General features: G+C 38.2%; 11 protein-coding genes. 3 read left to right on the plus strand and 8 right to left on the minus strand.

All coding sequences use genetic code 11. From position 1 onward, the window contains the following. The first annotated feature begins 62 nt into the window (after positions 1-62). The gene (locus tag R2Q84_RS25030) at positions 63-959 is read left to right on the plus strand and encodes a LysR family transcriptional regulator (protein WP_316819351.1); all 897 of its coding nucleotides are present in this window, start codon (positions 63-65) and stop codon (positions 957-959) included. Between the two features lie 46 nt (positions 960-1005). On the opposite strand, the gene R2Q84_RS25035 is transcribed toward R2Q84_RS25030, so the two are convergent. The 7 genes from R2Q84_RS25035 to R2Q84_RS25065 all read right to left on the minus strand — a co-directional run bounded on the left by R2Q84_RS25035 (position 1006) and on the right by R2Q84_RS25065 (position 9249). Further along, the gene (locus tag R2Q84_RS25035) at positions 1006-2778 is read right to left on the minus strand and encodes a M56 family metallopeptidase (RefSeq protein WP_316819352.1); all 1773 of its coding nucleotides are present in this window, start codon (positions 2776-2778) and stop codon (positions 1006-1008) included. Between the two features lie 4 nt (positions 2779-2782). Next, positions 2783-3166, minus strand: a complete 384-nt coding sequence (locus R2Q84_RS25040; RefSeq protein ID WP_316819353.1) for a BlaI/MecI/CopY family transcriptional regulator — start codon at positions 3164-3166, stop codon at positions 2783-2785. 97 nt (positions 3167-3263) lie between these two features. After that, positions 3264-4169 (minus strand): DUF4835 family protein, encoded by a 906-nt coding sequence (locus tag R2Q84_RS25045; protein ID WP_316819354.1) that lies wholly within the window; start codon positions 4167-4169, stop codon positions 3264-3266. Next, complete coding sequence (coaBC, locus tag R2Q84_RS25050; protein WP_316819355.1) at positions 4166-5365, minus strand: bifunctional phosphopantothenoylcysteine decarboxylase/phosphopantothenate--cysteine ligase CoaBC; 1200 nt, start codon at positions 5363-5365, stop codon at positions 4166-4168. The genes R2Q84_RS25045 and coaBC overlap by 4 nt, the downstream gene beginning before the upstream one ends. A gap of 45 nt (positions 5366-5410) precedes the next feature. Then, positions 5411-5737: a DNA-directed RNA polymerase subunit omega gene (locus tag R2Q84_RS25055; RefSeq protein WP_084292401.1), complete on the minus strand. Its 327-nt coding sequence runs from the start codon at positions 5735-5737 to the stop codon at positions 5411-5413. Then, on the minus strand, positions 5737-6660 hold the full coding sequence (locus tag R2Q84_RS25060) for an outer membrane protein assembly factor BamD (RefSeq protein WP_316819356.1): 924 nt from the start codon (positions 6658-6660) through the stop codon (positions 5737-5739). The genes R2Q84_RS25055 and R2Q84_RS25060 overlap by 1 nt, the downstream gene beginning before the upstream one ends. Positions 6661-6843: 183 nt before the next feature. Continuing rightward, complete coding sequence (locus tag R2Q84_RS25065) at positions 6844-9249, minus strand: TonB-dependent receptor (protein WP_316819357.1); 2406 nt, start codon at positions 9247-9249, stop codon at positions 6844-6846. 213 nt (positions 9250-9462) lie between these two features. Here R2Q84_RS25065 and R2Q84_RS25070 point away from each other — a divergent pair, with 213 nt between their 5' ends. Continuing rightward, positions 9463-11142 carry a glycoside hydrolase 43 family protein gene (locus R2Q84_RS25070; RefSeq protein WP_316819358.1) on the plus strand — a complete coding sequence of 560 codons (1680 nt, stop codon included), beginning with the start codon at positions 9463-9465 and terminating at the stop codon, positions 11140-11142. Positions 11143-11176: 34 nt separating this feature from the next. Next, positions 11177-12217 (plus strand): pectinesterase family protein, encoded by a 1041-nt coding sequence (locus tag R2Q84_RS25075; protein ID WP_316819359.1) that lies wholly within the window; start codon positions 11177-11179, stop codon positions 12215-12217. A gap of 351 nt (positions 12218-12568) precedes the next feature. Here the strand turns inward: R2Q84_RS25075 and R2Q84_RS25080 are convergent. After that, the coding region (locus tag R2Q84_RS25080; RefSeq protein WP_316819360.1) for a hypothetical protein at positions 12569-12791 on the minus strand (223 nt) is incomplete at its 5' end.

Below are 12791 nucleotides of genomic sequence, written 5' to 3' on the forward strand. Positions count from 1 at the left end.
TAAAAAACATCTACTATCATAATAACTTAAATCATACATTTGTATCATAAAAATGATAGAATATGATGTTAAATCTGGAATGGCTCAGAACGTTTAAAGCGATTTATGATCAGGGGACACTCACCGGTGCTGCGCAGGCTTTGTATATATCGCAACCCGGAGTAAGTTTACATTTGAACTCGCTGGAAGCTTATACGGGCTACAAATTGTTTGATCGTTCTGCTAAAAGAATGGTGCCAACAGAACGTGGAAAGGTCTTATATAATTTTGTATTGGAACCTCTGGATAAACTGGAACTGGCACAGCAGCTTTTTCATAAAAGTTCTATAGTAGACAGGTCAACCATAAGTATTGGAATGTGTTTTGAAACTTTTCAGTTCACGTTGGAGAAACATATTTCTTCATTGCCATTTAATGTAATCATCAAATTTGGTGAGTATCCTCAGATGCAACAGGATTTGGATAAAGGCCTGCTGGATTTGATCATTACGCCACAAAAGGGTACGCAGAAGAATTTGGAATACCAGGCTTTTTCAAAAGAACAAATTGTGCTGGTTTGTGGGAATAAAACAAATATAGATCCACTGATGCCTCTGCTGAAAAATAATAATCTGCTGGCAGCTAAAGATTGGTTGAGGCAACAGATTTGGTATAGTACCACTGCCGATATGGAACATTTGAAAAAGTTTTGGCTCAGCAATTTTAATGAACATCCCGATTTTAAGCCGAATTACATCGTGCCAAACATTAGTTCTATTGTACGTTGTTTAAGTGATCAGGAAGGGTTTTCTGTTGTTCCTGATTTTCTTTGTAGCGAGGCTATTGCTGAAGGTAAAATCTTACTCGCATGGGAGGGGAGTCCTATTATTGAAAATACACTTTACTTTGGAGCACGCAAGGGGACAATTTATGAGAATGAGATCAGTCAGATTAAAAATATCTTTACAAAGGAGCGTTAGATAGAACCGTGATCCCGAGTTTATTAAGCGGGACCACGGCCGGGAATTAATTCCATTGCGTGTTTTTCTCTTTTGCTTCTTTTTGTTTCATTTTTCGTGCAGCTTCATCTGCTTTTAGTGCCTGTTTGTAAGCCTCTTCAGCACTCTTACGGAGTTCTTCCTGTTGTTTTTTCCATTCTTTGGAATTGAAATAATTGCCGATAGATTCAGCATTCTTACGAATGTCTTCCTGCTGTTTTTTCCATTCTTTGGAATTGAAATAATTGCCGATAGATTCAGCATTCTTGCGAATGTCTTCCTGTTGTTTTTTCCATTCTTTGGAGTTGAAATATTGGTTTGCCTTATCAGCTGAAGCAGTTGCTTCGGCTATAGACTTCTTCCATTCAGGTGATTTTAAAAATGCAAGGCTATTGTTTACAATAGTGTCAATATAAATGTTTAGGTCTTTGCTAAAATCGCCGGTATGGCTAAAAGTTTCTTTTATTACCTCATTTCTCATGCTTTCGGGCATGTCTTTTACAGATTGATACTCTTTTTTATTTCCTTTTTCATCAACTGTGATGATGGTATATTTTAACTTCTTTTTAGTGGTATCCTGATAGAGATGCAATAGAGGGTTGTCTAGTGGAGTTGGTACGGCTACCATAGCTGGAGCCGGTGGATTTAGTGGCTCGGGAATGTCCGTTAAAACGGGGCAATCTATAACTGGAGCTGCAGGTGGTGCTGGTGCTTGTGTGGGAGTCCAATCCTGTTTGGTATTGACAACAGTAATTTCTGTATGTTTTTGCCTGTTGATTTTTTGTCCCGTTTTTTCTGCTTTCGAGGGTTTTACCCATGCCATTGAAATCACCGTGGCAATAGCTAATGTAATGACAAACATTTGTTGTCTTACATTCATGTAATTTGTTTTCATATCCGTGATTCTTTTAATACGTTGATATAAATGCTGACTTTTTCCTGTAGCAGCCATTGAAAAAGCAGGTGTGGACTTGTCTTTCAATATTTCAAGCTTCAATAGTGCGTGTGCATAAGTCATTGGATTTCCTGTGAATTTCAATACAAGGTCATCACAAGCATGTTCTCTTTCTATATTGATGAATTTCCCACTTAGCCATATAAAAGGATTAAAGAAAAGTAAGGTTTCAATCCCTGTTTTGATCATGTTCAATAGGTAATCGTTTCTTCTGATGTGCGAAAGTTCATGAATCAATATCGCTTCAACCTGATCCATGTCGAGCTGTGAGGCCAGGCTAATCGGAAAGAGTACTACAGGTTTGAAATAACCAATAACCAGCGGAACATTTATTTTATCAGATAGGTAGAAGGTGATGTGTTGACGAAGGTTTAATTGGAAAAGTAATTTGTTAAATGATGCTTTCCATTCGGATGGAACTTCGAGGCGTGCAGCTTTTTTAATTTGGAGTATCCTTTTGTATCCCATACCAAGTAGTAATAACTGAAGCGCCAGTCCTATCCCATAGATACCAACAAGGTAAGGGAAGAGATATTCCGCTTTGCCACTGATCTGCTGCGGAAGGGAGTTCACATATTGATAGTATTGCGTAGCTACATTTACTGTTGCGCTACCCATGCCTGCTGTTGCAGCTGGAAGTTTAAAAACAGAAAAAAAAGTTACACAATAGCAAATAAAGATTAAGCAAATTGCTGCGAACGCAAGGTTGTGTTTTAAACGGGACTGAAGTTTAGGGACTGCAATTGCGATTAGTAAAAGTATGCCGTAAATTATTGCTCCTTGCCATAGGGAGTGAAAAATACTCCAGCCAATGGCTTTAATCAAATTGTTTAACAAGGGCTCCATAGTTTTATTTTTTGCTGAGTTGGTCCAGGTATTCTTTTATTGCGTTTATTTCATCTTTACTTGTAGTGTGGTTACCCAATGCCTGCATAACCATTCTCGCTGCCGATCCGTTAAAAACATTATCGATCATTTTATTAACCAGGTGTTGTTGGGTCTTTTCTTGATTTTGCAGGGCCTGATAGATGTGGGTTTTGGAAGAAGTATCGCGGGAAACCAACCCTTTTTCATGCATAATCTGCATCAACTTAAGTGTAGTGGTATAACCTGAATCTTTGTTCTTCTCTAAAATTTCATGAACATCTCTAACCGTACAGCTTCCTTTTTTCCACAAGATTTGTAAGATTTCAAGTTCGCTTTCTGTAGGTTTAAGTTGGTTCGCTTCTGCCATGGTATCGTTGTACGAATTGTTTCGTAATCAAATATACGAATCTATTCGTAGATGCAAAATAATTTAACACTTTTTTTAAAGTGTTGTAATTAAGGAGTTAACGAGAAGGTTTTAAGGCTTCGTATTTGTTCAGGTTAGCTGGGTCAATTTCGGCAAGCAGGTTGTAAGCTTTGATTTTTTCCTGTGGATCAGTTAAAGAAAGAATATTTACCAATTCATCAGCTTTAGTCGCCAGGTACATGTTAGGGAATATAGAGCCAACTTTTTGCTTATCTAATCGTTTTAAATCAGAAAGTAGACTGATGATTTTTTTAGCTCCTTTTAATGGATCTTCCTGCATATGATCCAGTCCATTCAAGTGATAGTCATAAATAAATGTTCTCAGCTCTTCGAAACTTTTGTTCTGCAGGTTTTCGTTTAACCAGTATCTGTTTCGTAAGCCGTCAAATGCTTTCCATCCTTTATTTCCGGATACCTGGGCAACATTTAAGATGTTTTGAGCTTTATTATAGTAGTTCGTACCACCTAGTTTGCTGAAGCTATCTTTATCTAAACCGATGATGGTGTATGCGTAAAAACTAAGTAGTGAGCTTAAGTTGGATATGAAGTTCTGATCTGAGAAATCTACTGGCTGGCCTTCGTTATAATTGAAATCAAAATCTTTGTCACTTATATTCAGTAAGGTGCTGTTGTATGCAGTGTTAAAAACCGGTCGACTGGATTGGATCTGTGCTTCTGCTTTATAAGTGGAATTTCCATCCCATGCGGTTAAGGTGATTACAAAGTTGCATTCAATACGTTCAGCAGGCGTATAAGTCTCATTGGTCCACTTATTATTGTTTAAAAAATCGCGTATCGTATTTTGCAGAACTTCTACATTTCTTTTATTGATGTTTTGAACAGTGGGCGCTAGCACCTGTACCCTTGTATTAAGTTCCTGGGCGGTGGCATAGTTATAACATAAAAAAAAGATTAAGAAAATGTAGGAGTAGCGTTGTTTCATATTTTAACCAGTTTTAATATTTCGTTACAGATATCAATAGCCACTTCAGTTTTTGATTTCATTTCAAAGACTGTTTTTTCTGCAGCTTTATTAAATATAGTTATTTTGTTGGTATCCTTTTTAAAACCGGCACCTTTGTCGTTCAAAGAATTGAGTACGATAAGGTCCAGGTTTTTCTTTACCAGCTTTGATTTGGCATATTCTTCTTCGTTTTGAGTTTCCAAAGCAAAGCCGACTAATATTTGTTCAGCTGTTTTTAGCTGACCTAAGCTTGCCAGTATATCTTCTGTCTTTTTTAATTCCAGGCTAAACTCGTTGCTAGCCTTTTTTATCTTTTGATCGGCTTTTTTTACAGGAGTATAATCTGCAACAGCAGCACTCATTACGGTAATGTTTGCATTGGCAAACTCACTGAGGCAGGCTTGTAACATATCGGCAGCACTAACCACATCGATACGTGTTAAGGGGTAGTTGCTTTTTTCTGCAGTTGGTCCTGTAATTAAGGTTACTTCGGCACCCAGACTGGCAAATTGATCAGCAAGAGCAAATCCCATCTTGCCAGAAGAGTGATTCCCAATAAAACGAACAGGATCTATAGCTTCATAAGTTGGACCTGCGGTAATCATTATCTTTTTTCCGAGTAAGGGAAGATTAGCTTTAATCTTGTCGGTTAAAAATGCTGTGATTTCCTCAGGCTCAGCCATGCGGCCTTCACCGTATAAGCCACTTGCCAGTTCTCCACTTCCAGGCTGTATTACCTGATTGCCGTAGGATTGTATCTTATCTATATTGTTCCTGGTGCTCTCGTGTTTCCACATGTCGAGATCCATTGCCGGGGCAACATAAACCGGACACTTTGCGGATAGATAAACGGCTGTAAGCAGGTTGTCGCATAAGCCTGTGGCCATTTTAGCCAGAGTATTCGCACTTGCCGGGGCAATAATGATAAAATCAGCCCAAAGGCCCAATTCAACGTGATTGCTCCAAACGCCAGTCTCTTCTTCGAAATATTGGGTGTAAACAGGATTCTTACTTAGGGTAGCCAGAGTGAGCGGGGTAATAAAATTAGCCGCATCGGCAGTAAGAATTACTTTGACGTTTGCGCCAGCCTTTACCAGTAGTCGTACTAATATAGCTGATTTATAAGCTGCAATACTGCCGCAAACGCCAAGAATTATTTTTTTATTTTTAAGCATGGTTTTAAGGTATGCATTAAAGCAGTTTAATACCTATGCGTAGTCTTATTGTTGCTCTTTAGCAGGATTTCTGTAATAGATCTTATCATTCAGGAACTCATCTATTGCAATTAAGCTAGGCTTAGGCAAACGCTCATAGTGCTTGCTGATTTCAATTTGTTCTCTGTTTTCGAAAATCTCTTCCAGGTTATCGTTTGAAGAAGCGAACTCAGCCAATTTGCCATGTAATTCTTCTTTCATGTTGTTAGAGATCTGATTAGCCCTTTTAGAAATAATAACTAAAGACTCATAAATATTTTGTGTTTTCTGATCTAAATCATTAACATTTCTGGTTACCGTAGTATTCGGTACAGCTGGTTTATTAGTATTCATTATTTGATGGGGGTTTTTGTAGTAGTCGTATCTTTTTTAGCATCCTTTGCGAGTAATGCTTTATATTTTTCCTCTCTTTTTGCGTAGTCAGCAAGAACGCGTTTGGCGTTTTCTATACCTTGTTCACTCGCCTTTTTCAAAGCTTTGGCATCATCCATTAATTTACTTTGTGGATAAGACTCCATAAACTCATCTGCATAAGTGATAGCTTCGTTATAGCGGTCTTCCTGACGGCGCTCTAGACTGTTCTTTGCGTAATTGAACTGAGATTTGATTACCAGAAAGTCCATTTCTTCCGCATACTTAATATCCGGGAAATCGATCTGCGCATTTTTTAACGCAATAACTGCGGCTTTATAGTTGGTAAGATCAAAACCGCCCAAATCATAATACAATTTAGCATTGGTATAGGCTTTATCTTCCAGTTTTGCACGTAACAAACCAATGTATTTACTGGCATCAGCAGCACGTTCGCTTTTTGGATAAAAGTTGATGAACAATTGCAATGCATCTATGGCCTTGTAAGTGTTTTCCTGATCCAGGCTTGGTGCCGGAGAATCTAGGTAGTAACAATATGCACTCATATACCTACATTCTTCAGCATATTTACTGGTAGGGTAAGTATCAGCAAATGATTTAAACTGATATCTGGCAGTTGTGTAATCTTTTAATTTGTATAAAGTTAAAGCGTAGTGATAGTTCAGCTCTTCAGCTTCAGCTCTTCCCCTGTATTTTTGCGAAAGATCCTCGAAAAGGATCAAGGCTTTTGAATAATTTTTCTTGTTGTATAACCGCATCGCCTCCTGGTATTTTTTGGCTACATCGTTGCTCAGTCTGATTTTTTCAAACTGGCTTTTGCAGCCCGCAATTGTCAGGGCTATAATGGTGAAACTTAATAGTAGTACGTGTTTAATTTTAAACATTCTGCAAAGATAAGGTAATAATACGATAACGTCAATTAAAAATAACAGGATGCTAAGCTATGTAAAGGCATTGAAGGTAGCAAGGCGTTAACATATTTTAACATAATAAAATAATATATATAAAAACCGGCCTATCTCCAATGAAGATAGACCGGTTTTTAATAAGTGTAAGCTGATTAAAAATTAGAATTTGTAAGCTACTGTAGTCATAAATTGTCTTGGAGCAATTGGGTTTACACTATAGTTTTCATGAATGAAATAGTTTAATTCGTTCGTGATATTCGATAATTTGCCCAGGATACTGAATTTTTTGAATGTATAACCTGCAGAAAGATCAAATGTGGTAAAGCCTTTAATTGGGATGATACCTGATGAAGGCTTCGTTAAGCTTTTGATTGTATTACGACCACCGTTACGATCTCCGGTGTAGAATGCTGATGCACCTAATTTAAGTCCTTTCAGTCCACCATTCTGAACCGTATAGAACAGGGTGCCGTTTGCTGTGTTTTTTGTTGTGCCTACTAAACGTTCTCCTTCAATAACTCCGGTTTCAGCAATGGTGTTGGTATAACGCATATAGTTGTAACTATAGCCTGCGATAAAGTTTAACCCATCAGCAATTGTTGCAGTAATGTCTATCTCCACGCCATCACTTTCAGTCGATCCCGAAAATTCTCTTTTCGTAGCATCTGCAAGGGCAGCTTGAGCTAAATTGCTATTTTTTATTTTATAGTAGGTTATGTTTGCCGATAGCTTTCCATCTAAGAAATCATTTTTTACACCTGCTTCATATTGATCAATAATTGATGGGGCCATAGGAGCATTTGTTGCAATGTCGATGCCCGTATTTGGAGTAAAGTTATTGGCATAACTTGCATACACAGATGTTGATTTTATTGGCTGGTAAATTAATCCGAACTTTGGAGAAAAGGCTTTATCAATTTTTAAATTTGCAAGACCTTTTGATTTTTCTCGGGTTTTTAAGTCCGTAATATTAGTTTTAGGCGTTTCCTGGAATGTCCATCTTACACCTGCTAGAACTTTAAATTTATCAGTAAGACTGATTAAATCCTGTATAAAACCACCAAATCTGTTTACTGTTGCTGAAGTATTAGTTAACAACGTAGTTTCAGGTCTGATGAAGTTAGATGCGATATTGAAGCTGGATGGATCAAGGAGGTTTACCTGATCATAATATTTACCACTATTCGGGCCTAACAAGTTCGGGTTAGTAAAGCCGCCGGTGATGATTCTTGACTGGTCGCCATCAACACCAACTAATAATTGATGAATAATTCCGGCAGTTTTGAATGTACCATTTAAATTGATTTGCTGATTGTAAGTCGTTTCTCTGATTCTTGAACGGGTAAGCGCACGATTCCATACGCCATCTGTAGTAAACGGACGTTCACTTGAAAAATAATCTCTGTTGTAAGATTGCACACTTACATTAGTACTTAGTTTCCAGTTATCATTAAATTTATGATTTAAAGCAGCTTGTAAAGTCCCTGTATTGGTTTCGTTATAAGCCCATGCTGTATTTATATAAGCACTTCTTCCTAGCGGAGAAATTTTATTCCCTACTGTTCCAATACCAAAGTCAGGAGTGAAATCACTCTCCAGATAATCAGCCTGAACTAATAAATCTGTTTTTTCGCTAATCTTATATAATATAGATGGGTTGATGTAAAGTCTTTCCGATTTTACGTTGTCTCTGTAACTCCCGGCTTTTTCATATGTAGCAATTGCGCGATAAGCAACCTTATCAGAGAGAGGACCGTAAACATCTACCGTTGGTTTGTACATATCGTAACTACCAACACGCATTGAGGCCTCGCCTCCTGATTCAAACTTAGGCTTTTTTGTCACCATATTTACAACAGCCCCACCAGTAACACCACCATATAGTAATGCTGCACTACCTTTAAGGACTTCTACAGATTCCAGTGTGCTTGCTTCAGGCATGCCGCCAATTGTTGTTCTTGCACCATTTTTAAATACATTATTTGCGCCAAGGCTGTATCCTCTGGCATAGAAGTTTTCACCTACCGAACCGCGATTAGCACCTAATGCTACGCCATTAATGTTTTTCATCACATCACCTAGTCGGTTGGCCTGCTGATCTGCAATGACTTGCGCACCTATAACCTGAACCGATTGTGGTAGGTCTTTTGGCGCAATTGCTATCTTGCCCAATGTTGTTGGTTTCTGATTAGGACTTTTATATCCGCTGATTGAAACTTCGTCAAGTTCGGCTAAACTTTCAGAAAGCACAAAATCAACTGTGGCAGTTTCCCCTTCAGTTACTGTTACTTTTTTTATTTGTGCCTTTAAACCTACAAAAGAGGTTTTTAAAGTATAAGTCCCGTCTTTTAAATTGATGAAAGTGAAATTCCCGTCATCATCTGAGAGTGTTTTTTTGTTGTTTTCAACTATAGATATGTTTACAAAAGGAGCCGGTTTGCCATCACTTGTCCTTACTCTTCCTTTGATGCTTCCACGAGCGGGAGCAGCAGCAAGCTGAGAAAATGCTTTCTGATTAAACGATAAGAGCGTTGTAATTATAAAAAATGCGTAGATATACTTCATGTGATTATTTAGATTAATTCTAACGGCCGCAAATGTAAGGTCTGTTGATTTGTTTACCAAATTTATTTAGAATTAAACTAAATAGGTGTGCGCTATGGAAAACGATTGCATAGATTTAGTATCAGGACTTGGTCGAAAACTATTTTCAAGTTCGTATGATTGTTTAATCAAATTACATTCCGGATGAACAGGCTTGATAAAATAAGATATTAAATGAATAAAGGTATAACGTATTTAGTCTTCGGTAGCTGTTTTTTATTTGGTGCATTAGGTGGATATGGGCAGTCTGCTAATGTAGAAGTAAAATATGTTTCAAAGGTATGGGTGGCAGACCAAAGTAATGGAACATATAAAAACCCTGTTTTGGATGCTGATTATTCAGATCCGGATGCGATAAGGGTGGGGGATGACTTTTATATGGTTGCTTCCAGTTTTGATGCTGTTCCAGGTTTGCCAATTCTGCATTCTAAAGATTTGGTAAACTGGAAACTTGTTAATCACGCTTTAAAACGACAGCCTCCTTTTGATCACTTTTCTAAAACACAACATGGAAATGGGGTGTGGGCTCCGGCTATTCGTTTCTATAAAGGCGAATTCTATATCTATTATCCGGATCCTGATTTTGGAATTTATGTGACGAAAACTAAAAATCCAGTAGCAGATTGGTCGGAGCCTATATTGATTGAAGATGGTAAAGGACTAATTGACCCCTGTCCTTTGTGGGATGACAATGGTAAAGTTTACCTGGCATATGCTTATGCAGGAAGTCGTGCGGGAATAAAAAGTGTGATTGCCGTAAAACAACTAAATCCAGAGGGGACAAAAACCTTGGATGCTGGTGTATTGGTTTACGACGGTCATGAGTTGGACCCAACTATTGAAGGTCCCAAATTTTATAAGCGAAATGGTTATTATTATATTTTTGCTCCAGCTGGAGGCGTTGCTACTGGTTGGCAGCTGGTATTGCGGTCTAAAGATATATACGGGCCATATGAAAGAAAGGTGGTGATGGATCAGGGTGCAACTACAATTAATGGCCCACATCAGGGAGCTTGGGTAAATACCCAGACGGGCGAAGATTGGTTTCTACATTTTCAGGATAAGGATGTGTACGGTAGGGTAGTGCACCTGCAACCAATGAAATGGATAGATGATTGGCCGGTTATAGGTGTAGATAAGGATGGAAATGGTATAGGCGAGCCGGTTATGGTTTATAAAAAACCTAATGTTGGTAAAGTCTATACAATTCAAACTCCAGCAGAAAGTGATGAATTTAACAGTAGAACATTAGGTTTACAATGGCAATGGCAGGCAAATCCAAAAGCTACCTGGTCGTTTATGAACTTGAGTAAAGGTACACTTAGATTATTTTCTGATCAGATACCTGAGGGTACAAAAAGTTATTGGGAAGTACCAAATATCCTGATGCAGAAATTTCCAGCGGAAGAATTCGAGGCAACTGTAAAACTCGATTTCTCACCTAATACTAAAATTGAAAATGAGAAAGCAGGATTGATTGTGATGGGGCTAAGTTATGCGATCTTGGGCGTTAAAAGTAAAAAGGATGGCAATTACCTCATTCATTCTATTTGTAAGAATGCAAACAAAGGCAACGCCGAATCTGAAACTACGCTTTCTAAAATAGAAGGCAGAACACTTTACCTCCGGGTAACGGTAACAAAAGGCGCTAAATGTAATTTTTCCTATAGCGTAGATGGAGAGAAGTTTGAAGAAGTAGAAAAAGAGTTCCAGGCGGAGGCGGGACAATGGATAGGAGCTAAGATGGGGCTTTTCTGCACCAGAGAAACTAAAATTAATGACTCAGGCTACGCTGATTTTGATTGGTTCCGTGTAGGGCCAACTAAGCAAAATGCCCGCGTTAAGAACGATTAGATAAAACTAACCTGTTAACTAAAGATAATTATATATGTATAGAATAAAACATTTATTGAGAATCCGCGTGCTGGTTTTGTGTTGTATGATATTCTTTGTGTCGAGTTCACCAGGACAAACTACATTACTTAAAGAAATTAAAGTTGCGCAGGATGGCACTGGTAACTATAAAACTATACAGGAAGCTGTAAATGCTGTACGGGACCTTGGTGAGGTTAGGGTAAACATCATTATAAAGAAAGGAATATACAATGAAAAGCTGGTCGTTCCTTCCTGGAAAACAAATATTTCTTTGATTGGAGAAAATAAAGAAAATACTATTATCATCAATAGTGATTTTTCTGGGAAGGTTTATTCTCAGGGGAAAGACGTATTTGGAAATGATAAGTTTACAACTTATACCTCCTATACGGTACTGGTGCAAGGAAGTGGAATTGAGATAGAAAATTTAACTATAGCCAATGCCTCCGGAGCTGTTGGACAAGCGGTCGCCTTGCATGTTGAAGGTGATCGGTTTGTAATTAGCGATAGCAGACTACTTGGTTTTCAGGATACACTTTATGCAGCAACAGCACAAAGTAGGCAGTTTTATAGGGACTGCTATATTGAAGGTACTACAGATTTTATATTTGGGGAAGCTACAGCCGTTTTTCAAAACTGTACCATAAAGAGCCTGGCAAACTCTTATGTTACGGCAGCAGCTACAAGAGCAGGCCAGGAGTTTGGTTTCGTGTTTTTAAACTGTAGACTTACGGCAGCTGATAAGGTTAATAAAGTGTTCCTGGGTAGACCATGGCGCCCGCATGCGAAAACTGTATTTATAAACTGTGAATTGGGTGGGCATATTGCTCCAGAAGGTTGGAACCCCTGGAAAGGTGATGTTATGTTTCCTGATAAGGAAAAAACGGCTTACTATGCGGAGTTTGGGAGTAAAGGGCTTGGGGCAGCTCCGACAGCTCGTGTTACATGGTCGCATCAGCTTAGTGTTAAAGAAGTAAAATGGTACACACTTAAGAATATACTAGCTGGTTCAGATCACTGGAGACCTTCCTTTTCTACCTCGCTTAGCAATTGATTGTTTTGGTAGACTTGTTGTACTGTGGTTAGCTTTCAATTAAAATGGTTCCATTATAGAACGTTGTCGTATAAAATCTAATTACGTTTACTTATAAGTATTTATTGTTGCTATATATACTAAATATATGGTAAACGTCTAAAATCTGGTAAATCGACTATTTTACTTGAGTTTTCTTTTGCTCGGCTTTTGGTCCGCTTTTGCTTTTGTTTTGCTGTTCTTTTGCTAAGACCGATAGAAAAGCAATTTTAAACCAAACTGAAACCTATATCAGTTTGCCGACCTGGCCGAGTACTGAGGGGCTCGAATCAGGTGTTTCTGAGGTCAGGATTCTATGTCGCTACCCCATGTTTAATTTTTTCTTACTGAGGAGTAGTGAGTTAGGTGTAAGATTACAAATAATACGGTATTATAGTTTGTGGGCGTGGATAATTTTCCTACTTTTGCATCCCGCTTCGGAGGAATGGAGACAGTGAAAAGGATATAGTGAGAGTGGTTTTGAATTGTTGAAAGTAGAAAGAAAGCGTTGTCAGTATTTTCTTTGCGTCGTTTAAAAGCGGCAGGAAATAAAAAG

Source organism: Pedobacter nyackensis (assembly GCF_032678475.1).
In the GTDB taxonomy this organism is placed as follows: domain Bacteria; phylum Bacteroidota; class Bacteroidia; order Sphingobacteriales; family Sphingobacteriaceae; genus Pedobacter; species Pedobacter nyackensis_A.

Coding starts and splice junctions, on each gene's coding strand:
- R2Q84_RS25030 (WP_316819351.1), top strand. CDS start 63: ATGATGTTAAATCTGGAATGGCTCAGAACGTTTAAAGCGATTTATGAT.
- R2Q84_RS25075 (WP_316819359.1), top strand. CDS start 11,177: ATGTATAGAATAAAACATTTATTGAGAATCCGCGTGCTGGTTTTGTGT.
- R2Q84_RS25065 (WP_316819357.1), bottom strand. CDS start 9,249: ATGAAGTATATCTACGCATTTTTTATAATTACAACGCTCTTATCGTTT.
- R2Q84_RS25035 (WP_316819352.1), bottom strand. CDS start 2,778: ATGGAGCCCTTGTTAAACAATTTGATTAAAGCCATTGGCTGGAGTATT.
- R2Q84_RS25060 (WP_316819356.1), bottom strand. CDS start 6,660: ATGTTTAAAATTAAACACGTACTACTATTAAGTTTCACCATTATAGCC.
- R2Q84_RS25070 (WP_316819358.1), top strand. CDS start 9,463: ATGAATAAAGGTATAACGTATTTAGTCTTCGGTAGCTGTTTTTTATTT.
- R2Q84_RS25055 (WP_084292401.1), bottom strand. CDS start 5,737: ATGAATACTAATAAACCAGCTGTACCGAATACTACGGTAACCAGAAAT.
- R2Q84_RS25045 (WP_316819354.1), bottom strand. CDS start 4,169: ATGAAACAACGCTACTCCTACATTTTCTTAATCTTTTTTTTATGTTAT.
- coaBC (WP_316819355.1), bottom strand. CDS start 5,365: ATGCTTAAAAATAAAAAAATAATTCTTGGCGTTTGCGGCAGTATTGCA.
- R2Q84_RS25040 (WP_316819353.1), bottom strand. CDS start 3,166: ATGGCAGAAGCGAACCAACTTAAACCTACAGAAAGCGAACTTGAAATC.